Origin of the sequence: Streptomyces justiciae, from assembly GCF_015163075.1 — a bacterium.
Classification (GTDB): Bacteria; Actinomycetota; Actinomycetes; order Streptomycetales; family Streptomycetaceae; genus Streptomyces; species Streptomyces justiciae.
Genome location: NZ_JADDXU010000009.1, coordinates 334,437 through 358,257 on the forward strand (window position 1 = coordinate 334,437; position 23,821 = coordinate 358,257).

Annotated in this window: 15 protein-coding genes and 1 pseudogene; 6 read left to right on the top strand and 10 right to left on the bottom strand. The window is 71.2% G+C overall.

Annotated elements, in window-relative coordinates; all coding sequences use genetic code 11:
• Nucleotides 1-179: 179 nt before the first annotated feature.
• Nucleotides 180-1,286, bottom strand: coding sequence for a hypothetical protein (locus IQ210_RS25940; protein ID WP_194081508.1), 1,107 nt, complete (start codon nt 1,284-1,286; stop codon nt 180-182).
• Nucleotides 1,287-1,514: 228 nt separating this feature from the next.
• Between IQ210_RS25940 and IQ210_RS25945 the strand changes: the two genes are divergently transcribed.
• Complete coding sequence (locus tag IQ210_RS25945; RefSeq protein ID WP_194081509.1) at nt 1,515-2,543, top strand: LAETG motif-containing sortase-dependent surface protein; 1,029 nt, start codon at nt 1,515-1,517, stop codon at nt 2,541-2,543.
• A 100-nt stretch (nt 2,544-2,643) separates the two neighbouring features.
• Here IQ210_RS25945 and IQ210_RS25950 read toward each other — a convergent pair whose 3' ends face one another.
• The 5 genes and pseudogenes from IQ210_RS25950 to IQ210_RS25970 all read right to left on the bottom strand — a co-directional run.
• Nucleotides 2,644-4,422 carry a GMC oxidoreductase gene (locus tag IQ210_RS25950; RefSeq protein ID WP_194081510.1) on the bottom strand — a complete coding sequence of 593 codons (1,779 nt, stop codon included), beginning with the start codon at nt 4,420-4,422 and terminating at the stop codon, nt 2,644-2,646.
• Nucleotides 4,423-4,433: 11 nt separating this feature from the next.
• Nucleotides 4,434-6,047: a succinic semialdehyde dehydrogenase gene (locus tag IQ210_RS25955; RefSeq protein ID WP_194081511.1), complete on the bottom strand. Its 1,614-nt coding sequence runs from the start codon at nt 6,045-6,047 to the stop codon at nt 4,434-4,436.
• A 131-nt stretch (nt 6,048-6,178) separates the two neighbouring features.
• Complete coding sequence (locus tag IQ210_RS25960; protein WP_194081512.1) at nt 6,179-7,882, bottom strand: serine/threonine-protein kinase; 1,704 nt, start codon at nt 7,880-7,882, stop codon at nt 6,179-6,181.
• A 69-nt stretch (nt 7,883-7,951) separates the two neighbouring features.
• On the bottom strand, nt 7,952-9,592 hold the full coding sequence (locus IQ210_RS25965) for a serine/threonine-protein kinase (protein ID WP_194081513.1): 1,641 nt from the start codon (nt 9,590-9,592) through the stop codon (nt 7,952-7,954).
• A 141-nt stretch (nt 9,593-9,733) separates the two neighbouring features.
• Nucleotides 9,734-10,573 (bottom strand): annotated as a pseudogene (locus tag IQ210_RS25970) (serine/threonine-protein kinase); the annotation flags it as partial.
• Between the two features lie 252 nt (nt 10,574-10,825).
• On the opposite strand from IQ210_RS25970, the gene IQ210_RS25975 reads away from it, so the two are divergent.
• On the top strand, nt 10,826-11,245 hold the full coding sequence (locus IQ210_RS25975; RefSeq protein ID WP_194081514.1) for a hypothetical protein: 420 nt from the start codon (nt 10,826-10,828) through the stop codon (nt 11,243-11,245).
• A gap of 174 nt (nt 11,246-11,419) precedes the next feature.
• Here the strand turns inward: IQ210_RS25975 and IQ210_RS25980 are convergent, their stop codons facing one another.
• From IQ210_RS25980 to IQ210_RS25990, 3 genes are all read right to left on the bottom strand, one after another.
• On the bottom strand, nt 11,420-13,036 hold the full coding sequence (locus IQ210_RS25980) for a serine/threonine-protein kinase (protein ID WP_194081515.1): 1,617 nt from the start codon (nt 13,034-13,036) through the stop codon (nt 11,420-11,422).
• Between the two features lie 142 nt (nt 13,037-13,178).
• Nucleotides 13,179-15,914 (bottom strand): protein kinase, encoded by a 2,736-nt coding sequence (locus IQ210_RS25985; protein WP_194081516.1) that lies wholly within the window; start codon nt 15,912-15,914, stop codon nt 13,179-13,181.
• A gap of 175 nt (nt 15,915-16,089) precedes the next feature.
• Entirely contained in the window at nt 16,090-18,123 is a 2,034-nt protein-coding gene (locus IQ210_RS25990) for a serine/threonine-protein kinase (RefSeq protein ID WP_194081517.1), read from the bottom strand.
• A gap of 285 nt (nt 18,124-18,408) precedes the next feature.
• On the opposite strand from IQ210_RS25990, the gene IQ210_RS25995 reads away from it, so the two are divergent.
• Entirely contained in the window at nt 18,409-19,452 is a 1,044-nt protein-coding gene (locus IQ210_RS25995) for a serine hydrolase domain-containing protein (RefSeq protein WP_194081518.1), read from the top strand.
• 141 nt (nt 19,453-19,593) lie between these two features.
• Here the strand turns inward: IQ210_RS25995 and IQ210_RS26000 are convergent, their stop codons facing one another.
• Nucleotides 19,594-21,300 (bottom strand): glycerol-3-phosphate dehydrogenase/oxidase, encoded by a 1,707-nt coding sequence (locus IQ210_RS26000; protein ID WP_194081519.1) that lies wholly within the window; start codon nt 21,298-21,300, stop codon nt 19,594-19,596.
• 311 nt (nt 21,301-21,611) lie between these two features.
• Here IQ210_RS26000 and IQ210_RS26005 point away from each other — a divergent pair, with 311 nt between their 5' ends.
• The 3 genes from IQ210_RS26005 (at nt 21,612) to IQ210_RS26015 (ending at nt 23,736) form a co-directional block, all read left to right on the top strand.
• Nucleotides 21,612-22,823 (top strand): nucleotide sugar dehydrogenase, encoded by a 1,212-nt coding sequence (locus tag IQ210_RS26005; RefSeq protein WP_194081520.1) that lies wholly within the window; start codon nt 21,612-21,614, stop codon nt 22,821-22,823.
• A 158-nt stretch (nt 22,824-22,981) separates the two neighbouring features.
• Entirely contained in the window at nt 22,982-23,470 is a 489-nt protein-coding gene (locus tag IQ210_RS26010) for a hypothetical protein (RefSeq protein ID WP_194081521.1), read from the top strand.
• Between the two features lie 11 nt (nt 23,471-23,481).
• Nucleotides 23,482-23,736: a hypothetical protein gene (locus IQ210_RS26015; protein ID WP_194081522.1), complete on the top strand. Its 255-nt coding sequence runs from the start codon at nt 23,482-23,484 to the stop codon at nt 23,734-23,736.
• The last annotated feature ends 85 nt before the right edge of the window (nt 23,737-23,821 follow it).

Below are 23,821 nucleotides of genomic sequence, written 5' to 3' on the forward strand. Positions count from 1 at the left end.
CGACCCCGGGCATTCGCCAGGCGCCCAGCACCACAGGACCAGCGGCGCAACCCCCCGGCGCCGCTCCCCAGGCACCGGCGCTGCCCTGACGCCGGTGCTGACGAAAGAAGGGCCCCGCGGTTCCGTCCCGCGGGGCCCTTCGCATGCCGGTCGGCCCGGCCGGAGTCACCACATACCGGTCACGTCCGGGACACCGTCCCGCAGCCCTTGTCGTCGCTGATGTCCCGGCTGCGGTCGTACGGGTCCGTCGTCGGGCCCGTGGGCGCCGCGCCCGTGGGCTCGGCCGACGGGAAGTGCGGGTGCAGGAAACCGTCGTAGACGTCGCAGGCCGAGTTCCCGATGTCCTGGTCGTACTTCACGACGCCGATCTTGCCCGGTGTGACCCGGTACTTGGCCGGGTCGGAGAGTTCGAGGTCGAGGACGCGGCGGACGATGGTGCGGGCCACGTCGGTCGTGCCGTCGGTGCGGACCACCGGGTAGACGAAGGTGTAGTCGGCGTGGACGGCGACGGCGGCCCCCTCGCCGGCCTTGAAGGTCATACGGCCGCGGGTCTTCACGACGTCGCCGACGAGCCGGACCTCGTCCGGGTCGAAGCGGCTGAACATCACCAGCGGATCGTGGTCCTTGTCCGGCTCGCTCAGGGCCTTCTTCAGGAAGCCCGGCACGTTCTGCTGCGGCTCCAGCAGGTCGAGCGCCGTCTCCGGACGCTCCCCGCGCAGGGTCGCCGGGTCCAGGTTCGCGTCGATCAGCAGCTTCCGGGTCAGCTCCAGGGCGCGCGTGACATCGGCCTTGCTCCGCCCGCCGACCGCCTTCGCCTCCGGTACGACGATGCCGGCCTCGCCGTCGGCCCAGCGCTTGGCGGGCGAACCGGCGAACGGGTCGTCGAGCGTCGGGGTCCGCGGGGCCGCGGACGCGGGCGGGCCGGTCGGCGCCGCCGTCTCCGCGGGCAGGGTCTCGGTCGCCTCGTCGGCGGAGCCGGAGCCGAAGGGGTCGCCGGGCAGCAGCGAGGGCTTGATCGCCACGACGGCGACGGCCACGGCGAGCAGCACACCGAGGGCTGTCCACACGCCGCGGCCGCGCTTCCTGCCCTGCCGGGCGGGCCCCGTGCGCCATCCCTCGGGCAGCTCGCCCCGCGCCTCCTGCTGCCGGAGCCGTTCCGTCACCATGCGGGCGCGGGCGGAGGGCTCCTTCGGGGCGGCCTGTTCGTTGGCGCGGGCGAACTGTTCCCAGACGTCGTCCGGGACTTCGGGGGTCGAGGAGGAGTCCTCGGCGGGCTTGTCAGACACGATCGTCAGTTCTAGGGGTTCGGAAAGCGCCTTCACAAGGAAAATCCGGCGGGATCGGGCTGTGACTCAGGCCACATAAGAATTCTGTGAATGCGAGTGCAACCATTCACAGCCCTCGTGGATCAAACCATGCGTACCAAGGGCCACAGCCCGCGCCCCACACGCGAGGCCCGACCACCCCACTCGCGTGCTGCGCGTCGCAGCACACCGGACTTCTTGAGGTCTTTCATGAAGCTTCGCCGTGCCATGGCCGCAGCGGCCGCGACGGCTGTCATAGCCCCGCTCGCGCTGCTGTCCGCGCCTGCCGCGTTCGCGGAAGAGACGTCGCCGACCCCCACCGTGACCGAGACGCCGTCGGAGACGCCGACCGACACCGCCTCGCCGACGGCCCCGACCGAGGTCCCGAGCGACACCGCCTCGCCGAGCGACACCACGTCGCCGACCGCCACCACCGAGCCGAGCGACACCACGTCGCCGACCGACACCGCGTCGCCCACCGACTCCACCGAGCCCAGCGAGTCGGCCGAGCCGAGCGAGGAGCCGTCCGACCCGGACGTCCCCTACTGCGAGGACCTCGACGAGGACTTCACGGACGCCAAGGTCTCCGCGGACATCAAGGGCCTGCCCGGCAAGATCGTCGCCGGTGACGGCTTCCACAACTTCAAGCTGGTCGTCACCAACGAGTCCGGCACCACGGTCGACGGCGTGGCCTTCTACGCCGAGGTCGAGAACTACGAGCTCGACGAGTCGAAGTTCCTGAGCCCGTACGTCGACCTGGAGTTCAAGAACCCCGAGACGGGTTCCTGGGACCGCATCGGCAACGACGAGTGGGCCGGCGACTACTTCTTCTTCGTCGACGAGCTGAAGGCGGGCAAGAGCCAGTCGGTCAACCTGCGCGTCAGCATCGACGCCAAGGCCCCGGCCGGTGACGCCTACTCCTTCGGTTCTGGCGCCTACCTCGACAACGTCGACGGTCAGGACTGCATCGCCGAGGGCTGGGCCCAGTACGACTTCTCGGTCCTCAAGGCCGGCTCCGCGAACCCGAACCCGGGTGAGGCCGAGGAGAGCGACAAGGGCTCCAAGGACTCGGTGAAGAAGCCGCAGGGCGACGTCTCCGAGCTGCCGACCGGCAACCTCGCCGAGACCGGTTCCAGCTCGGCGCTGCCGACCATCGGTCTCGTGGGCGGTGTCGCGATCGTCGCCGGTGCGGGTGCCGTCTTCGCGATGCGTCGTCGTAAGACCGGCGCGCAGGCGTAACACAAGCCAGTTGCCAGAACGGGCTTGACTCAAGCCAGTTGCAAGAAAACGAGAAGGACCTGCGTTCGGAGGGGGATGCAGGTCCTTCTCGCTGTCTGGGTCAGGCCTTCGGCGGCACCGCCGGCATCCCCAGGAACGGCAGCCGCAGCGCGCCGAACGCGTCCGCCGGGACCGCCGGTGACTGCGGCTCGACCGGCTTCAGACGCTCGTACGCCGCCCCCTGTGCCGGACGCGGGTCGGCCTCGCCGTTGTTGGGCCAGTACGACATCGCCCGCTCGGCCTGCGCGGTGATCGTCAGCGACGGGTTCACGCCCAGGTTGGCGGAGACCGCGGCGCCGTCGACGACCGAGATGCCGGGGTGGCCGTAGAGCCGGTGGTACGGGTCGATGACCCCGTCCTCCGGGCTCGCCCCGATCGGGCAGCCGCCCAGGAAGTGGGCCGTGAGCGGCGTGCCCATCAGCTCGCCGACGTTCGAACCGGCGAAGCCGTTGATCTCCGCCGCGATCGCGGACGCGGCCTCCGAAGCGGCCCTGATCTGCTTGGGGTTGGGGGCGCCATGGCCCTGCCGGGCCGTCAGCAGCCCCTTGCCCACCCCGTCCGGCTTCAGGTACGTCGTCAGGGAGTTGTCCAGCGACTGCATGACCAGGCCGATGATGGTCCGCTCCGACCAGCGGCGGTTGGAGAGGGACCGCAGGACGAGCAGGGGATGCCGGGCCGCGTTCGCCAGCCAGCCCGCGACCCTCGACGAGCCCTCCGCGTACGGCACTTGGAGGATCGACAGGCCGCCCATCGAGTTGGAGCCCTTGCCGTAGCGGACCGGCTCGATGTGGGTGTTCTCGTCCGGGTGGATGGACGAGGTGATGGCGACGCCCTGGGTGAAGTCGGCCTGGGCCGAGCCCGTTGCCTTCCGGTAGCGCCGGTTGTCGGTCTGCGCGCCGACCAGCGCCTCGGAGTTGGTCCGGGTCAGTTCGCCCAGTTTGCTTGAGATGTACGGCAGTTGACCGCCCGCCTTCATGCGGTGCAGCAGCGTCTGGGTGCCGTAGGTGCCGGCGGCGATGACGACCCGGCGGGCCTTGAACGTCCGGCCCTCACCCTTGCGTTTCCGGTCGGTCGGGAGGGTGGCGATGGCGTAGCCGCCCTGCGAGTCGTCCGTGACGGAGACGACCGTCGTCATGGGGTGCACGACCGCGCCCGCCTTCTCCGCGAGGTGGAGGTAGTTCTCGTTGAGGGTGTTCTTCGCGCCGTGGCGGCAGCCGGTCATGCACTCGCCGCACTCGGTACAGGCCTTGCGGGCCGGACCCGCGCCCCCGAAGTAGGGGTCGTCGACCTGCTCGCCGGCCTTCGCCTTCACCGACCCGTCGGCGTCCTTGCCGTCCCCGAAGAAGACGCCGACCGGGGCCATGTGGAAGGTGTCGCCGACGCCCATCCGCTGGGCCGCCGCCTTCAGATGGACGTCGGACGGGGTCATCGTCGGGTTGAGCCGTACGCCGAGCATGCGCTGCGCCTGGTCGTAGTACGGCTTCAACTCCTCCTCCCAGTCCGTGATGTCACGCCACTGCGGGTCCTCGAAGAACGGCTTCGGCGGTACGTAGAGGGTGTTGGCGTAGTTGAGGGAGCCGCCGCCGACCCCGGCGCCCGCCAACACCATGACGTTGCCCAGCAGATGGATGCGCTGGAGACCGTACATGCCGAGCTTGGGGGCCCAGAGGTAGTTCTTGATGTCCCAGGAGTTCCTGGGGAGGGTCTCCCTGGTGAAGCGGCGGCCCGCCTCCAGGACGCCCACGCGATAGCCCTTCTCGGTGAGGCGGAGGGCGCTGACCGAACCGCCGAATCCGGAACCCACGACGATGACGTCGTAGTCGTAGTCGTCCTGTGGCACGTGTGCTCTCCCTACCGGAACCGGAACGCCTTCATCAGCCGGAGGCTGCGGCTCATGAACTGGGCGTACTTCTCGTCGTCCATCCCCAGCGACGGTGCCATCGGCAGCAGTCGCTGCTGGGCGACCGTCTGGGCCTCGGTGTACTTGAGGATGCCCTCGGAGCCGTGGCGGCGGCCGAGGCCGGAGTCCTTCATGCCGCCCATCGGGGACTGGACGCTGCCGTAGGCGGGCGCGTAGCCCTCGTTGACGTTGACCGTGCCGGTGCGCAGGCGGGCGGCGACCTCGCGGCCGCGCTTGCCGTCCTTCGTCCAGACCGAGGAATTCAGGCCGTACGAGGTGGAGTTGGCCTGTGTGATGGCCTCCTCCTCGTTCTTGAAGCGGTAGATCGACACCACCGGGCCGAAGGTCTCCTCGGTGCAGATCGCCATCGGCTCGGTCACGCCGTCGAGGATGGTCGGCTCGAAGAAGTACGGGCCGATGTCCGGGCGGGCGACACCACCGGCGACGACCTTGGCACCCTTGGCGACGGCCTCCTCCACGTGCCGGGTGACGGTCTCCAGCTGCCGCTCCCCCACCAGGGAGCCCATGTCGGCGCCGTAGGCGAGGGACTTGCCGAGCCGCATGGCCTTCGTGCGGGCGGCGAAGCGCTCCAGGAAGGCGTCGGCGATCGACTCGTGGACGTACAACCGCTCGATGGAGATGCAGAGTTGGCCCGCGGAGGAGAAGCAGGCGCGGACGGCGCCGGCCGCGGCCTTCTCGATGTCCGCGTCCTCCAGGACCAACATGGCGTTCTTGCCGCCGAGTTCGAGGGAGACGCCGACCAGGCGGGCCGCCGCCCCTTGGGCGACCTCACGCCCTGTGCGGGTGGAGCCGGTGAAGGAGACGTAGTCGGCGTGCCGGACGACCTCGGGGCCCACGACGGGGCCCTCGCCGAGGACGACCTGGAAGACGTCGGCCGGCAGGCCCGCCTCGACGAGCAGGTCGCGCGCCCACAGGGCGGTCAGGCAGGTCTCGGTGTCCGGCTTCATGACGACCGCGTTGCCCGCGACGAACGCCGGGAGCGCGTCGCCGACCGACAGCTCCAGCGGGTAGTTCCAGGGGGCGATCTGGCCGACGACACCGCGCGGATGACGGAGCTCGGTGACGCGCGTGAGGGTGGGCATGGCGCCCGCGTGCCGCTTCGGCTTCAGATAGGAGGGGGCTTTGCGGCCGTAGTGCCGGGCCGCGACCGCGACGGCCTGCACCTCCTCGTGGGCGTGCAGCCGGGCCTTGCCGGTCTCCAGCTGGATGAGGTCGAGCACCTCGGCCTGGCGTTCGAGCACCAGGTCGTGGAAGCGGAGCAGCACGGCCGCGCGCTGCCGTACGGGCGTCTGCGCCCACACCGCCTGCGCCGCGCGGGCCGCCTCGAAGGCCTTCGCCACGTCCTCGGGCGTCGACTCGGGCAGGTCGGCCAGCTTCTCGCCGGTGAACGGCGTGTGGTTGGCGGTACGACCGGAGCCGACCACGCCCTTGGTGAGCTGCGCGACCAGCTCCGGGGTGACCACGTCGGCGGCGGTACGGGCGCCCTCCGGGGCGGGGGCGAGGGGGTTGGTGCCGGTCAGTTCCGGGGCCTGCGAGTCCGTCATGACGCGCAGGGTATGCCGGGCCGGGGACTTTGGGTACCCGGCGGTAACAGGGATTCACCGACTGCACACACGGTGCCAGCGATCACTGGCTGCAAACGCGCTGATCAGGGCGTTGTGCGAGGACGATCACCTCAGGACGCCGGTTTCCCGATCTCGAGCCGGTCACGGGCCGCCTTGAACACCGAGGTTCCCTCCTTCTCGTCGGGGGTGCCCTTGGGCATGTCGACGCGCAGCTCGTACATCCGGCCGTCGTCGGTGGCGACGACGAGCTGCATGACCCGGGTCGGGCGGCCCTCCTCGGCGTCGTAGGTGGTGTCGGCGACCACGGCGGCCCGGCCCTGAAGGCTGGTCTCCGTGAACTGGGTGTCCGCGTCGCCGATCCTCGCCCACTCGTCCGCCTGCTGCTTCGCCCGGCCCATCGGGGTGGCGGGCGCCCGGTCCCACTCGGTGAGCCGCAGCTGGACGGCGTCATCCGCGTAGATCACCATCCGCGGCTGGTCGGTGGCGTCGCCCTGCCGGTGGTACTCCTCGTAACGGCTCGGGACGTAGAGGACGGCCCCCATGTCCTTCTCCCGGGTCCTCCCCCACGGCTCGTCGGCGACGTCCGTGGCGGTGGCGGCCGGGCCGGAACTGTCCTGGGGCTCGGCGACACCGGTGGGCGCGGGCTCAGGTTCGGCGAACACATAGGACGCGCCGAGCCACACCGCACCGGCGAGAGCGGCGCCGAGCAGGGCGGCGGGGAGGGGGCGTCGGAGAAGCCGCGTCTTCGACTTCGCCTTCGTCATCGCCTTCGGGGCCGGGACGACGGTGGTGTCGGGCGGCGGTACGAGAGGGGTGTGGGGCTGCTGCGGTGCAACGGGAGCATCGGGCCGCTGCGGTTCGGCGGAAGCGTCCGTCTCGGATTTCTTCAGGCGTACGGTGCCGGAGTCCTCCCCCAACTCCGCTATTCCGTCAGGCTTCTGGACGACCGGCGGCGTCTCCGCGAGCGTCGGCACCGGTCGGCCGTCCGCCGCCGCCTCCAGGACCTTGGTGGCCTCCTCGGCGTCCGGTCGCGCGTCGGGGTCCTTGGCCAACAGCCCGGTGATGAGCGGGCCGAGAGGTCCGGCACGCCCCGGCTCGGGCGGGTCGTGGGAGAGGACCGCGGCGAGGGTCGACTCCACCGTCGTACGCCGGAAGGGCGGCTCCCCTTCGACGGCGGCGTACAACAACACACCCAGGGACCACAGATCGGAGGCCGGCCCCGCCCCCTTCCCGGACATCCGCTCGGGCGCGACGAAGTCGAGCGAGCCGACGAACTCGCCGCTGACGGTGAGGGATTCCTCGCCCTGGACATGGGCGATGCCGAAGTCGGTGAGGACGACGCGGCCGTGGGTGCCGAGGAGGACGTTGGCGGGTTTCACGTCCCGGTGGACGATGCCGACGGAGTGCGCGGAGCGCAGCGCGCCGAGGACGGCGAGACCGATCCGGGCAGCCTCGCCCGCGGCGACGGGCCCACGCCGGAGCAGCTCGTCGAGGGACTCGCCCCGGACCAACTCCATGACGATCCAGGGCAGTCCGTCCTCCACGACGACGTCATGGATGGACACGGCGGCGGGATGATCGACCCGTGCGGCGGCACGGGCCTCGCGGTACAACCGATGCGAGGCCCGCTGATGAACCTCGTCCTCCGGATCACCGGGCAACCTAGGCTGCTTGACGGCGACTTCCCGACCGACCAGCTCATCGACCGCCCGCCAGACGGTACCCATCCCGCCCGACCCAATACGCTCGACAAGCCGGTAACGCCCGCCTATGAGTCGCCCCTTGGGGCTGGTACCGCCCCCGTCGTTGCTCATGTCCCCATCAGTACCGTGTGGGATGGGGGGTTGTCGACGCGGGGCGGCGGTCCGCCGGGGACACGGAATTCAGAGCACGTCGACATCCAGGTTGGCGATGGCGGTCTTCGCCACCTCCTGGCCTCGGGCGGTGAAATCGCCCTTCCCGGGGTAACTGATGGTGAGCTTGTACATGTCGCCCTTGGAGGTCTTGTAGTAGAAGATCTGCATCTCGCGGGGGCGGGGGTTCTGGGTGTCGTCGGTGTCGTAGGTGATGGTGTTCTGGGCAGCCTGCCTGCCCTGGTAGGTGGCCTCGTCGTCCGGCTCGGTGTCCGGGTTCTCGGGCATCTCCAGGCCGTAACTGCCGCTGTCCTCGAACTGCTTGTTGTCGTCGTACATCTCGGCGGCAGCGTTGGCCGCGATGTCGTCGGCGGTGTCCTCGGCCTTCTTGTCCAGTCGCAGACCGATCCAGATGCTGCCGCTCGCATCGGTGTACGTGACCCAGTGCCCTTCGTCCGTCTTGCGGTCGGGAAGGCCGCGCACGTACTCGCTCGGCACGGCCAGCGACGCCGCGACGTCCTTCTCGTGCACCGTCTTCCAGCCGTCCGGCAACGGCCCCGCGAACGGGTCCGCGATCACCAGATACGCCGCCACCGCCGCCGCGACGACCGCCGCGCCGAGCCCGATCAGCGTCTTGCGGCCCAGCCGGACGCCCTTCGGGGAACCTTCTGCCAGCTGCACGACCTGCGTCGGCGCCGGAGCCGGTGGGGCGGCGGCCTTCTCCAGCTGGGTCCGTACCTGGGCGGCGTTCGGGCGGCGGGTCGGCTCCTTCTGGAGGAGCCCCGTGATGACCTCGGCCAGCGGACCGGACGCGGAAGCCGGTGCTGCGGGTGTGGCGTTGAGGACGGACTGGAGGGTGGCCGGCGTGTTGCTGCGGCGGAACGGCGAGACGCCCTCCGTGGCCGCGTACAGCACGACGCCCAGGGACCACAGGTCGGACGCCGGGCCCGGGCGCTGCCCCAACACCCGTTCCGGCGCGATGTATTCGGGTGAGCCGACGAAGCCGCCGGTGTCGGTCAGGCTCGTCTCGCCCTCGATCTGGGCGATGCCGAAGTCGGTGAGGACGACGCGGTCGTGGCGGCCGAGCAGCACGTTGTCCGGCTTGACGTCGCGGTGCAGGATGCCCGCCGCGTGCGCGGCCTCCAGCGCGGCCAGCACCTCCAGGCCGATTCTCGCCGCTTCCCGCGCCCCGAGGGTGCCCTCCTGCAACGCGTCGCCCAGCGAACGCCCCTGCACCAGCTCCATGACGATCCACGGCTGGCCGTCGACGACCGCGACGTCGTGCACGTTCACGACCGCAGGGTGATCGAGGCGGGCCGCGGCCCGCGCCTCGCGCCGCATCCGTTCGAAGGCGTTGGCGCGTTCGCGCTCGGGAAGGTGGTCGGGAACGCGCGGCTCCTTGACGGCGACCTCACGGTCCACCGTCTCGTCCTTGGCCCGCCACACCGTCCCCATGCCCCCGTGCCCGAGCTTGGCCAGCAAGCGGTACCGGCCCGCGATCAACCGCCCCGCGCCGGGGTCCTGTTGAGGCGCCGTCTGTTGCGGCACGACCTGGGTGGGTGCCGCGTACGGATTGTCGGGGTGCGGCACCGCCGCGGGCGGGTTCGGCGGTTGCAGACCGAAACTCGTTGGCTCGTCGGACCCGTAAGGGGCTCCCCCGTTGCTGCTCATGGGTCCATCCATATCGCGCCAAGCGCCGCGGTATCCAGCCTGAACGCTTTCCGGTCACAGAGCCGTGACCAATCCCCGTCATGGACGTCGACGCGCCCGCAGCACCGCCGTCAGCGCACCCCGCAACGAACGCCGCTCGACGCTCGGCATGTGCCCCGTCTCCAGAAAGGCCCGCAGCATCCGCTCCGCCGACTCCCCGTCCAGCCGTCGCCCCGGGTCCCGCTCCAGCAGCCCCCGTACGACGGGAAGCAGCGGCGCGGCCTGCGCGGGCAGCCGGATCTCGCCGGCGACCACCGCATGCAGCACTCCGCCCAACGAGTCGCGCCGGAACGGCGATTCACCGCTGACGGCCGTGCACAGCAGCGCGCCCAGCGACCACAGGTCGGACGCGGGGCCGGTGGTGAGCCCGGACATCCGCTCCGGCGCGGTGTACTCGGGCGAGCCGACGAAGGAGTCGAGGTCGGTGAGGGTGGTGGCGCCGGCGACCCGGGCCACGCCGAAGTCGGTGAGCACGACCCGGCCGTCGTCGGCGATCAGCACGTTCGCCGGTTTGATGTCCCGGTGCAGCACCCCGGCCGCGTGCGCCGCCCGCAACGCGCCGAGCAGGGCGACGCCGATCCGCGCGGCCTCGGCGGCGTCGACGGGGCCGCGCGCGGCGATCCGGTCGGCGAGGGACCCGCCGTCGATCAACTCCATCACCAGATACGGCCGTTCGTCGTCCTCGACGACGTCATGCACGACGATGATGTGCGGATGCCGGAGCTGCGCGACCGCCCGGGCCTCCCGCAGGGTCCGATCGCGCCAACGGCGGGCCTCACCCTCGGACAACGTCTCGTCGAGGGCCAGCTCCTTGACCGCGACACGCCGCCCGAGCAGCTGATCGGTGGCCCGCCAGACAACTCCCATCCCACCACGCCCGAGCCGCGCCTCCAGGCGATAACGCCCCGCTACGACACGGAAGTTGTCCCCCTGGGTCCCCATGAGCCCCATGATGCCCCGCCGGACGAACACCTTCCGGGGCGCTGACCGGACAAGTTGGAATTGCCCTCACGGGGTCCAGCGCCACGCCTAGCTCCAGCTCACTCACGTCCAAGAGTGTCTATTTTCAGTCATCCCCGGTTCCCGACTAGATGCAAAGCGTTGCAAATCGCCGCGACATACACCCGATACCGGGAAAAACGGGTGACTGGAATCACGCTGTCGCGTGAATCATGAAAGCCTTACCGTCCACGCATGGGAAACACATTGAAGCGCCTTTCCGTCACGAGTGTCGCGGCGGTGGCCATATTTGCCACGACCACAGTGACCAATGCCAGTGCGGCGAGCGGCGGCGCCGCATGCTCTACAAACGGCGCCTCGGGGAGCATGACCTTCACCAACTGGTCAAACAACCACGTGGACATAAGCGGCTGGGTCAAGGACACCGCTGCCGACGGCCACCATGTGGCCATTCGGCTTGTCTCCACCGACGGCAGCAGCCCCGTAGAGGTCAAGTGGCCTTGGCGTCACGAATATGACGGCAATGGATCGAAACTCTCCTTTACTACCTACGCATCCGACAGCAACGGCATGCTCCGCTTTGTCGGGGTGCGTGTGGCAGTCATGGAAGGTGACACGATAGTCGACAATCGCTTCTGCACCGACTGGGCCTGAGCACCACACAGCAAGCCAGGACGCCTTGTCAGCCTGTTCGGCGAAGTTCTCGTACCGAGTTTCGCCGAAATCGTCCGTCGAGTCGGGCGGAGTCAAGGAACGGTTACTGACTGAATCCTCCTTCTCGCCATCCCTGCAGCACAGTTTCAAACTGTTTGCACGAGTTGGAGCGGGTCAGGAGGGGTTGGGCTGCCAGCTTCGCAGCACGGTGGTGAACCGCTTGCTCGTGGCGCCCCAATCGCTGGCCGGCGAGGCGGTGTACAGGGCGTACTCGACACCGTCAGGCGTCATGTACGCCACGTCCAGTGCGCGGTACGGCCCGGCGAAGGACGAGTCCTTCGCCAGCTGTGTCCAGGTGTACTCCCAGCGGACACTCGGCTGGTCGCGGTAGATCTCCTGCCTCATGCTCAGCGTCGTGAAGTCCTTGAGCCGCCTTTGGTTACTCGTCTCCAACTCACGCATGTGGGGATATGAATCGGTGTAGTCCGGCGCCGTGTCGACGGCGACGCGCACGAGGGTCCTGCCGTCGTCAGGCGAGTAGTCGACCTGCGCCAGACCGTCCTTCTCCTCGATGGAGACCGTCCGGTCCCAGCCTTTGGGCAGGTACAGACTGAAGCCCAGGGGATCGTCGTACTCCACCCAACCGGCGGGAATCGCCCCCTGCGCGCCCTTCGTCGGGGAAGGGGTCGGAGTCGGCGACGGCGTCTCACTCGACGAGGAGGAGCTGCCCGAGTTCCACTGCTGCAACGCGACCGCACCACCTCCGCCGACGATCGCCGCGAGCGCCACGACCAGGGCGAACGTACGCAGCCGGTGACGCTTGCGCGGGACGGGTGCGGCCGGGACTCGGTTCGTCACCGGCGGATACGGCGTGGCGGCGGCCGTCGGCACGGCACGAGTTCCGGTACCGGCGGTGCCCATCTCCGACGCGTACCGCACGGGCCCCGTCGGCACATACGCCTGCGCCGCACTCGCCCGCCGCCCCTCCGCCACCTCGGCGAGCATCTGCTCGGCCTCGGCGGCGCTGGGCCGTTCGGCCGGTTCCTTGCGGAGCAGGGCGGCGAGGACGGGCCCCAGCGCACCCGCGTGCGCCGGTTCGGCCGGTTCCTCCTCGACGACCGCCTGCATGGTGCCGAGCGGGGAGGTGCGGCGGAAGGGAGACCTGCCCTCGACCGCCGTGTACAGCGTCGCCCCCAGCGCCCACAGGTCGGACGCCGGGCCCGGGTCGTGGCCGCGGACCCGCTCCGGGGCGAGGTAGTCCACGGAACCGACGACCTCGCCGGTGCGGGTGATCGTCGTATCGCCCTCGATCTGGGCGATGCCGAAGTCGGTGAGCAGCACCCGCCGGTCGTGGGAGAGCAGGACGTTGCCCGGCTTCACGTCGCGGTGCAGGACCCCGGCGTCGTGCGCGGCGCGCAGCGCGCGCAGCACCCACAGGCCGATGCGGGCGGCCTCAGCGGGCTCGATGCGCCCGTCCTGCTTGACCGCGTCCGCCAGCGAACGGCCCTCGACCAGCTCCATCACGATCCACGGACGGGCGTCGTGATCGAGGACGTCATGCACGGTGACGACGGCCGAGTGGTTGATCCGGGCCGCCGCACGGGCCTCGGCGCGCGTGCGGTGGAGCAGCCGCTCCTGGTCGCTCTCGGAGACATACAGGGCAGCGGTCAGCTCTTTGATGGCGACAGCCCGGTGCAGCACTTCGTCATGGGCCCGCCACACGCGGCCCATGCCGCCGCTGCCGATGGTGTCGGCAAGCCGGTAGCGGCCCGCGATGAGCAGGCCCTGCATCTGATTCACGTTGCCCCGCAATGGTCTTGACAGGGTCAGCGTAAGGACCGGCCCGTACGCAGGGAACCACGGGGGTACCAAGGAGACGGCACTGTGACAGTTGTCGCTTTCACCAGCCGGAAGCAACCGTCACCGAACGCGCTCAGCCAGTCACCTGGTACGTCGCCGACGCCTGCTCGAACAGCCGTGTGACCTCGTCCCGCTCCGCCTCCGGACCGCGCACCTGCACCACGTGGTACTTCCCGCCGACGAGGATCGCGAGATTCCGCACGAACAGCTCGCGCCCCGCGCTGTCGGTCCAGGTGAACTGCCCCTCGGCCATGGTCCGCCCGCCCACCGAGATCGTCTTCAGCCCGGAGGCGCTGGCCCAGCTGGAGTCGCGGTACGGCTGTAGCTCGGGCTCGTCCTCCCGCTGGTACGCCATGGGGTCCTCGCCGTACTCGTCCGCGCTGTCCCGTCCGGGTACGAGGATCAGGTCGAAGTCTCCGTGCGAGTACACCACCTGACCGCGGCCGTTCTCCGGCGTGCGGTCCCAGCCGTCGGCCACGGCGACGCGGAAGCCGGCGGCGTCCGAGCGCAGGGTGAAGCCGTCGGCGACGTCGGGATCATTGGACTGCGGTTCGGCCGAGCCACTGCTGCCGTCCGCCTTGGGCGTGGTCTGCTCGGGCCGTGGCTCACTGCTGGCGGTCTGCTTCGGCGCCTCGCTCACCTCACCCGCGGCACCGGTCCGGTCGGTCGAGCCCGTCCCGCCCGCGCCGTCCGTCGAGTCGGCCTTCGGCATGAACAGCATGGCGTACGCGATCGCCCCCGCCATCAGCAGCAGCACGAGCAGCAGCAGCGTGCGGCCGAGCCTGCGCGGGGAATGTTCCTCGTGCCGGTCGGCCTTGGCCCGTTTGTGCCGTCCGTGCGCGCTGGTCGCGGGCAGTCCGGCGCGCCGCCTGCGCACCAGCTCGCCCCGCCGTCGCACGATGGGCAGCCGGTTGCCCTCGACGGGCGGCGCGGCGACGACGTACGCCCCCGCCTCCGGTTCCGGCGCGGACCGCACGAGCGAGCGCAGCCAGCCCCGCAGCTCCTCGAAGTCCAGCCGTTCGGTGGGGTCCTGGCGCAGCAGCGACTCCACGACCGGCCGCAGCGGCCCGCACTCCTCGGCGAAGGCCGGCGGCTCGGCGCACACCATCTGCACCAGCTCCGCGGTCGACTCCTCCGGGTACGGCGCATGCCCCTGCACGGCCCGGAACAGCAGCGCGCCGAGCGCCCACAGGTCGGTCGCGGGGCCGATCGGCGCGGCCAGCTGCCAGTTCTCGTGCACCGGCCCGGCCTGCTCGGGCGCCCACCGCTCGGTCACCGGCCCGACGACGGCCATCCTTGCCTGCCGCGCCCGCTCGGCGGCGAGCGCGGTGGCGGGGCCGCGGGGCGCGGGCGCGGCGGCGGCCAGCTCGTCCCAACGGCTGGGGGCAGGCGCCGGGTTGGGCACGGACGGCACGGTCCCGGCCGGGGGCAGTGCGGCCGTACGGCCTTCTGACCCGCCCGGCAACGCCCTGCCGCCGGCTCCACCGGGAGCGGCCCCTGGCCAGGAGTCGGTCCGGACGCCGTAGGGGTCGGCGATCTGTCCCGGAGGGGTGGAACCAGTCCTGCGGTGCTCGTCCCGACCGGGCGCTACGGTGCCGCCCAGGGGCCCGGCGGCGGGCACGGCCCACCCCGCCTCACCGGGGTGCGGTGAACCGGGCGCGACCTGGGCGCCGCTGCCGGGGCCGTACGGCGATGTCGGCCGGCCGTTGCCGTCGCCACCGGTCGCGGGGCCCTCCCCCGACGCCGGACGGGCTCCCGGCAGGGCGGCGTGGCCGTTCTGCTGGGCCTCCTGGACGCGGGCGGCGGCCCGGGCGCCCGCGCGATACGCGGCGATCGCCCCGGCCCGCGCGGCCCGGACATCCCCGCCGGTCGTCTCCACGGCCCTGCGCGCGACCGCACCCGACCCACCGGCACCGTTCGCAGTGTCACCGCCCAGCCCCGGCAGCCCACCGGCCTCCCGAGCCTCGATGGCGGCCCGCCGCGCGGCCTCGGGGTCCATGGAACTCGCGGGTCCGGCGGGCCCGGAGACGCCACCGACACCAGGACCTCCGCTGACGGTGCCTGGCCCGCTGAAAGTCCCCGGCACACCAGACGCACCCTGCGCCCCAGGCCCCCGCCCGCCGCCAGGCCCTGGCGCACCTCCCGCACCCCCGACCCCGCCGCCCCCGTCACTCTCCGGAGCCGGCACCGGGTCGTACCCGCACAGCGCCTCCTCCGCCGCGCCGACCGCCAAGCCGGTCAGCATCACGCGGCCGTCGTCGCAGACGAGCACCGTGCGGGCGGTGATGTTCCGGTGCACCCAGCCATGCGCGTGCAGCACCCGCAGGGCCATCAGCACGTCGGAGGCGACCTCGGCCGCCCGGTACGGCGTCAGCGGCTTCTCCGCGAGCAGCGCCGCGAGCGGCCGCGCGGCCACCAACTCGCTCACTATCCACAGCGACCCGCCCTCGGCGAACACGTCGAAGACCTGGTCGAGCCGCGGATGGTCGGGTATCTGCGCGGCGGCCTGCGCGGCCTCGACCGCGCGCCGCACGGCCGGATCGGTGGGCCGGCGGGTGCTGGTCCGCGCCGCGGCACCGCCCCGTCGAACTCCCCGGTCCCGCGGGTCCCTTGCCGTGAAACCGTCGGGCAGCCCCTCGGCGTCGAGCACCTCCGCCTCGACGACCTCGGGCAACGGCACCTGCCTGACCAGGACTTCCTGTCCGCTGTAGGTGTCGAAGGCCCGGGTCTCGGTGAGTTCGTACTCGTCGGAGGGGGGCAGCGGCAGGCGGTAGCGGTCGGCGAGTACCCGTCCCGCATAGTCGTCCACGTTGCCTCCCCCGGCAGCCCGGTCGGTCAATTCCGTTCGCCCCGCGTGCCGTTCCGCACCCATACCTGGATGCGTACGGTCCGCAAGCACTCACGATACGTGCCGGAGGCAACCCGCAAAGAGGGGATGCCAGATCTCATGTCCGAAACCCGGGACCGGTCACCGCACGGTCACTTCACGATTTCGGTACGAACGTCTTCGCGAGCGTCTGCCAGGTGTCCTTGCGCAGCTCGCTGCCCCAATTGGCGGCTTTCGCCGTGTACATCAGCGCATATCCGAGATGGTCGTTGACGACGAAACCCCGGTCGATGGTCCGGTACTTCGTGCCGCCCTCGCTGTAGGTGAACTCCCAGTCGGCAGCGAGCCAGCCGCGGTAGTCCACCTTCGCTATTCGGATCCGGTCGTACTGGGAGCGCGCCATGTACTGCTCCTGGCTCCGCCAGTCCGCCACCGGGTCGTCCTTCGGCGTCGACGTCCAGGCGACCAGCAGCTTCTGCCCGTCGGGGCCGGTGAACCGGTCCCCCGCCGAACCCGAGGACTGGAACTTCCACCCCTTGGGCAGCCCGATCGAGTACCCCTGACCGCCCTTGTACGTCTTCACCGCGGTGCCGGCGTCGCCGGCGGAACCGCCCGCGTCGCTGCCGCCGGTCGCGGTGGGACTGTTGCTCGGCGTGCTCCCGGACGTGGCCCCGGCCTCCGCCGACTGGCTCGCCTGACCGTCCGTCCGGTCGCCGCCGGCACCCTTGTCCTCCTTGGTGGAGGCACTCGCGCTCGCACTGGCCGAGGCCTTGGCACCGCCGCCGCCGCTCGCGGAGTTGTCGGACGAGTCGTCGCCCCCGCCGAGCGTGAGCGCCAGCACGACCGCGACCACGGCGAGCACCACGACCACCGCGATGATCACCAACGTCCGCCGCGGCACCACATCGGTGAGCGGCGCCCTCGGCACCGGCCGCGGCGGCAGATCCGGCGGCGCCATCACAGGCCACCCCGAACTCCGCCCACCGCCGGCCGAGTTGCCCGCCGCCCCGGAACCACTCACACCGACCGAACCGGACCCCGCAGCAACACCCGAACCAGAGCCGACGGCGCCAGCACCCGAGCCCGAAGCCACCCCACCAGCGACACCGGAAGCCCCGGAAGCCGTCTCGCCCCCCGAACCACCCTTACCCGCCCCGGACTTGGCCCGAGAAGCCGTCGCCGTACCGGCCGCCCCCGCCGCCACCGCGGCCTTCCGCACCGAACGCAGCGCCCCCCGCAGCCGCTCCCCGCCCTCACCGGCACCCCGGTCGGGCTGCGGAGGCAGCGGTACGACCTTCGTCGCGTCCGGCGCCGGCGCGGGCTCGTCCGGCTTCGGCTCGGGCGCGTGGATCACCGCGTTGAGCATCACGCGGGCACCCGCGTCGTCGAGCCGCTTCTCGGGGTCCTTGGTGAGCAGCCCGTAGATGACGTCCTTCAGCGGACCCGCGTTCTTCGGCTCCTCCAGCGGCTCGGTCATCACCGCGGTGAGCGTCGCGATCGCGGACCCCTTGTCGTACGGCGGCACACCCTCCACCGACGCGTACAGCAGTCCGCCCAGCGACCACAGGTCGGCCGCGGGCCCCGGCTTGTGCCCACGGGCACGCTCCGGGGAGATGTAGGAGGGCGCGCCGACGAGCATGCCGGTCGAGGTGATGGACGGGTCGCCCTCGACCTGCGCGATGCCGAAGTCGGTGAGCACGACCCGGCCGTCCTCGGAGATCAGCACGTTGGACGGCTTCACGTCCCGGTGCAGGATTCCCTCGCGGTGCGCCGAACGCAGCACGTCGAGCACCGCGAGCCCGACCTCCGCCGCCCGCTTCGGCTCCAGCAGCCCGTCCTCACGGATGACCTCGGCGAGCGACTTGCCCTCGACGAGCTCCATCACGATCCACGGCCGGTCGTCCTCGTCGACCACGTCGAAGACCGTCACCGCGCTGTTGTTGCGGATCCGCGCGATCGCCTTGGCCTCCCGCAGCGTGCGCGTGATCAGCCGGCGCTTCTCCTCCTCGTCGATGTTGGAGGGGAACCGCAGTTCCTTCACGGCGACGATCCGGCCCAGGGTCTCGTCCTCGGCCCGCCACACCGTGCCCATGCCGCCGCGGCCGAGCACTGCTCCCAGCCGGTACCGCCCGGCGAGGAGACGTTCGCTCTTGTCCTGACGGGATGCCCCCGCCCGCTCCGCCTCCGACATGCGTCCCCTCATACAACCCGCCCTGACAGAGCCTCCATTGTCCCTCACCCGACAAGTGCCCAACGCCCAGGGTGCCCCTGACGACAAGCCGACCATCAGGGCGACCGACCCCTCACAGCGCGTGGCGGTCACGCGCCCCAAAGGCACCCCAAAGACACCTCAAAGACACGCCGACCCCCACCCCGCGCCCACACTTCCGGCACCACCCGACGGCGAGTTTCAGCCACCATGCATGATGGGCCGCGCCACAGGAGGAGCCCACCACGCCGAACAGGAGGACCCGCCGTGCCGCCGTTTCGGACACTACTGGCCGTACCTGTGTCCTTGGCGCTCCTCGCACTGGCCCCGGCCGCCTCCTCCGCCCCCGCCACACCGCCGACGGACGCGGTCCTCCCTCTGCTGCTCACCACGGGCGAAGCACCGGCCGCCGCTCTGCTGGCCCACGAGGAGACGGAGACGCACTACGCCGAGGCCGGGTCCGGAATCGCCCGCGCCGACCACTTCCGCGCCGGCAGCATCACGAAGTCCTTCATCGCGACCGTGATCCTCCAACTGGCCGCGGAACACCGGCTGTCCCTGTCCGACACCGTCGACCAGCACCTGCCGGGCCTGGTGCGCGGCGCCGGCAACGACGGCCGCACGCTGACCCTGCGCGCTCTGCTCACCCACACCAGCGGCCTCTACGACTTCACCGCCGACACCGGTGGCCTGGTCCCCCTCTCCCCTCTTCAGGCCGTACGCCTCGCCGTCACCCACCCTCCGGCCGACCGAGGCCGGTACCTCTACTCGAACACCAACTACGTCGTCCTCGGCATGGTGATCAAGCAGGTCACCGGCCGCTCCTACGCCGTCGAGGCCGAGCGTCGCATCCTCACTCCGCTGCGCCTGACCGGCACCTCCTTCCCTGGTTCCCGTGCTTCTCTCCCCTCCCCGCACGGCCGCGCCCACGCGACCGACGGCACCGATGTCACCGAGCTCGACCCGCGGGTGGCCGGGGCCGCGGGCGAGCTGGTGACCACGCTCGCCGACCTGGACCGCTTCTACGGCGCGCTCCTGGGCGGTCGGCTGCTGCCCCCGCGCTGGCTGCGCGAGATGCTCGACACCCGCGCCGCACACGGCCTGTACGGCATGGGGCTGTTTCCGGTGAAGCTGCCGTGCGGCACGACGGTGTGGGGGCACAACGGCCGTATCACCGGCAGCTACGTGCGCACCGCGGCCACCGTCGACGGACGTCGCGTCCTCACCTTCCGCGTGAACACGACCGCGATCGCAGACCCCGACCTCGAACCGGCCCTGCTCGCCGCCGAGTTCTGCCCCCGCACCTCGTAGAACGCCCGGGTTCCGAACGAAGATCCCGACTCACGACACCCGTTCGAGTGACGTTCACCGGAGCGGACCGACCGCACGCACCACAGCCGCAGGCACACCACCCACACCACAGCCGCAGCCGCAGCCGCAGCCGCAGCCGCACTACAACGGCACGATGTCCGGCGCCCCCAACCGCGCCGCGTCCGCCGTCAGATCGTCCGGCTGGCGCTGCGACTCCCGCTCGGCCTCCACCCGCTTCTCGTAGTGCTCGACCTCGCGCTCGATCTGGTCCTTGTCCCAGCCCAGCACCGGCGCCATCAGCTCCGCGGCCTCGCGTGCGCTCCGCGTGCCCCGGTCGAAGGTCTCGATGGAGATGCGGGTCCGCCGGGTCAGCACGTCGTCCAGATGCCGCGCCCCCTCGTGCGAGGCGGCGTACACGACCTCGGCGCGCAGATAGTCGTCGGCCGCGTGCAACGGCTCGCCCAGCGAGGGGTCCTGCGCGATGAGCTCCAGGACCTCCTCGGCCAGTGAGCCGAATCGGTTCAGCAGATGCTCCACCCGCACCACGTGCAGCCCCGTCCGCGCGGCGATCCGCGCTCGCGCGTTCCACAGCGCCCGGTACCCCTCGGCGCCGAGCAGCGGCACGTCCTCGGTGACGCATTCCGCGACCCGCAGATCGAGCCCGTGCACCGCTTCGTCCACCGCGTCCTTGGCCATGACCCGGTACGTCGTGTACTTGCCGCCTGCCACCACCACGAGCCCCGGCACGGGATGCGCCACGGTGTGCTCGCGGGACAGCTTGCTCGTGGCGTCCGACTCCCCGGCCAGCAGCGGCCTCAGCCCCGCGTAGACACCCTGCACGTCGTCCCGCGTCAGCGGCACCGCGAGCACCGAGTTCACGTGCTCCAGCAGATAGTCGATGTCCGCGCTGGACGCGGCCGGGTGCGCCTTGTCGAGGTCCCAGTCGGTGTCGGTGGTGCCGACGATCCAGTGCCGGCCCCACGGGATGACGAACAGCACGGACTTCTCGGTGCGCAGGATCAGCCCGGACGTGGAGTGGATGCGGTCCTTGGGCACCACGAGGTGGATGCCCTTGGAGGCGCGGACGTGGAACTGGCCGCGCTCGCCCACCATGGCCTGGGTGTCGTCGGTCCACACACCCGTCGCGTTGACGACCTGTTTGGCGCGGATCTCGTACTCCCCGCCCGCCTCGACGTCCTGCACGCGCGCCCCGACCACCCGTTCACCCTCACGCAGGAACCCGGTCACGCGCGCGCGGTTGGCGACCGTCGCGCCGTAGGCCGCCGCCGTGCGCACGAGCGTGGCGACGAAGCGGGCGTCGTCCATCTGGGCGTCGTAGTACTGAAGCGCCCCGACCAGGGCGTCCTTCTTCAACGCGGGAGCCACCCGCAGGGCGTGACGGCGGCTCAGGTGACGGTGCATCGGCAGGCCGCGTCCGTGCCCGCGCGCCATCGACATCGTGTCGTAGAGGGCGACGCCCGAACCGGCGTACAGCCGCTCCCAGCCCTTGTGCTGGAGCGGATAGAGGAAGGGCACCGGCTTCACCAGGTGCGGGGCGAGCCGCTCCAGCAGCAGGCCGCGCTCCTTCAGCGCCTCGCGGACGAGCGCGAAGTCGAGCATCTCCAGATAGCGCAGGCCGCCGTGGATGAGCTTGCTGGACCTGCTCGAGGTGCCCGACGCCCAGTCACGCGCCTCGACCAGGCCGACGGACAGCCCGCGCGTGACCGCGTCGAGGGCGGTTCCGGCACCGACCACACCGCCGCCCACCACGAGCAGGTCCAGCTCGCGCTCGGCCATGGCGGCGAGCGCCTCGGCTCGCTGCGCCGGCCCCAGTGTCGCTGTCCTCACCGCTGCCTCCCGCTGTCGGTCACGCCGGTCTCACCCGTGAGGAGTGACCCGGTCCGTATCCCCCATGCCCAAATTCTGACCGGCTTGCCCGACTTCAGCCACCAGTCGCCCCCAGCCTGTGGACAACTTCCACGATGCGTAGGCCAAAGCTCCAGGAACTGCCGGGAGACACACGGAATCAATCCCGTATTTCGGTCATATTTACTCCTAGTCTGACATTGCGCTCGTCCATCCTGTCCACAGGACTTGCGCACCTGTCCCCCTTCGACTAACCCGCGCTGTCTCGGCTCTGGGAAGGACGGTCCAACGCCATGCCCGCAGATCTCGCCGTCATCGGACTCGGCCCCTACGGACTGCCCCTCGCCCAGGCGGCCGTGGCCGCCGGAATCCCCACGCTCGGTTACCGCACCGGCCCCGAGGCCGGCTCGCTCAGCCCCGCCGAACTGCGCCGGATGCTCTCGGGGGGCTTCCGGCCGGCCACCTCGCCCGCCGAGCTCGGCCGGGTCCGTACGGCGGTCATCTGCGCGCCCACCCCGCGCGGCGCGGACGGCGGCCTCGACCTCAGCCAGGTGGAGTCCGCGGCCCGCACCCTCGCCGCGCACCTGCGCCCGCACACCACGGTCATCCTGGAGTCGCCGGTCCCGCCGGGCACCACCGAGGACTTCCTGCGCCCGCTCCTCGAACAGGGGTCACGCCTGCGCGCGGGCCGCGACTTCCATCTCGCGTACTCGCCCAGCCGGGTCGATCCGGGCAACCGCGACTTCACCCCGGCCAACACCCCCAAGGTGATCGGCGGTCTGACCCCGGCCTGCACCGAGTCCGCGGCGGCGTTCTACGCGCGCCTCACCGACAAGGTGGTACGCGCGCGTGGACCGCGCGAGGCGGAGACCGTGCAGCTCCTGGAGACGAACTTCCGGCACGTCAACATCGCCCTCGTCAACGAGATGGCCGTCCTCTGCCACGACCTCGGCGTCGACCTGTGGGACGTGGTCCGCTGCGCGGAGACCAAGCCGTTCGGCTTCCAGGCCTTCCGCCCCGGCCCCGGCGTCGGCGGCCACTCGGTCCCGCAGGACCTGACGAGCGCCCCCGTCGGCCGCGGCCTGCGCATGGTGGAACTCGCCCAGCAGGTCAACAGCCAGATGCCGCGTTACGTCGTCCAGCGCGCCGCCACCCTCCTCAACGAGCACGGCAAGTCCGCGCGCGGCGCCCGCGTCCTCCTCCTCGGCGTGACGTACAAGCCCGACCTCGCCGACCAACAGGCCACTCCCGCGCGCGAGATCGCGGTACGGCTGATGGAGCTCGGCGCCTCGGTCAGCTACCACGACCCGCACGTCCCCTCCTGGAACGTCCTGGACCGCCCGGTCCCCCGCGCGGACTCCTTCTACGAGGCCGCCGCCGACGCGGACCTGACGATCCTGCTCCAACAGCACCGCACGTACGACCTCCAGGGGTTGTCCGTGAAGGCGCAGCTGCTGCTGGACACGCGGGGCGCCACCCCGACCGGAGCGGCACACCGCCTCTGAAGCGGAAGCGGGCGCTCAGGGGCCCCGAAAACGGCTGGTGGACGCGGTCGGTGTGCCTGCTACTCTTCGGCGACTCGCCTCCCCGGCGAGCCTCGTCGCACAGTCGTGCGCACACCCCACACCGCTCGTCCAGCCAGTCCCATGGGGGGATCTCTGTCATGACCCAGCCAACCCCGCCGCAGCAGCCCACCGACGGCAACCCGTTCGCCCAGGCGCCCGCCCCGGTACCGCCGGCCGCCCCGGCCCAGGGCAACGTCGCCCTCGGCGTGCTCGCCGCCGTCGTCGTGGCCGTGGTCACCGCGTTCGTCTACGGCGCCATCCTCAAGTCGACCGAGCACGAGATCGGCTACGTCGCGGTCGGCGTCGGCTTCGCGGTCGGCTACGTCGCCGGCAAGGTCGGCGGCGCCAACCCCGCCCTGCCGATCGTGAGCGCCGTCCTGTCCCTGGGCGCGGTCTACGCCGGCCAGATCCTCGGCATCGCCATGATCGGCGCCGACGAGTCCGGCATGAACATCGGCACCATCCTCACCGACCACTTCAGCCTGGTCACCGACGTCTGGAGCGAGGAGGCCGACGTCCTGACCTTCGTCTTCCTGGCGGTCGGCGCGGCCGCAGCGTTCTCGGGCGCGAAGAAGGCCGTGGCCTGAGCATGGTGCCCGTGCCTCTGCTCCTCCTGCTGCTCGGCCTGGGAGGCGTCGTCTGGGGTGGCCGCTTCGCTTTCAATGTGCGCGGGGCGGCCGATGCCTGGGCGGAGCGCGCCAGGGTCAACACCGAGCTGATGGCCGCCGCCAAGAACATCCTCGATCCGCCACGGTCGATGTGGACGGTGCGGCGCTACCGCATTCAGGGCGCGCGCGTCTTCCTCGCCGGCCTGGTCCTCCTGGTGGGAGCCTTCTTGGAAGTCTGGCTCTGAGCACCCGGCGCACACGCGCGAAAGGGCCCGCCCACCTCACCGGTGGCCGGGCCCTTCGTCGTACGTCCGCGATCTCGTCGTACGA

Excerpts from the sequence above, each read along its gene's own strand:
- IQ210_RS25945 (WP_194081509.1), top strand. The coding sequence starts at position 1,515 with ATGAAGCTTCGCCGTGCCATGGCCGCAGCGGCCGCGACGGCTGTCATA.
- IQ210_RS25955 (WP_194081511.1), bottom strand. The coding sequence starts at position 6,047 with ATGACGGACTCGCAGGCCCCGGAACTGACCGGCACCAACCCCCTCGCC.
- IQ210_RS25960 (WP_194081512.1), bottom strand. The coding sequence starts at position 7,882 with ATGAGCAACGACGGGGGCGGTACCAGCCCCAAGGGGCGACTCATAGGC.
- IQ210_RS25965 (WP_194081513.1), bottom strand. The coding sequence starts at position 9,592 with ATGAGCAGCAACGGGGGAGCCCCTTACGGGTCCGACGAGCCAACGAGT.
- IQ210_RS25975 (WP_194081514.1), top strand. The coding sequence starts at position 10,826 with ATGGGAAACACATTGAAGCGCCTTTCCGTCACGAGTGTCGCGGCGGTG.
- IQ210_RS25980 (WP_194081515.1), bottom strand. The coding sequence starts at position 13,036 with ATGCAGGGCCTGCTCATCGCGGGCCGCTACCGGCTTGCCGACACCATC.
- IQ210_RS25990 (WP_194081517.1), bottom strand. The coding sequence starts at position 18,123 with ATGTCGGAGGCGGAGCGGGCGGGGGCATCCCGTCAGGACAAGAGCGAA.
- IQ210_RS26005 (WP_194081520.1), top strand. The coding sequence starts at position 21,612 with ATGCCCGCAGATCTCGCCGTCATCGGACTCGGCCCCTACGGACTGCCC.
- IQ210_RS26010 (WP_194081521.1), top strand. The coding sequence starts at position 22,982 with ATGACCCAGCCAACCCCGCCGCAGCAGCCCACCGACGGCAACCCGTTC.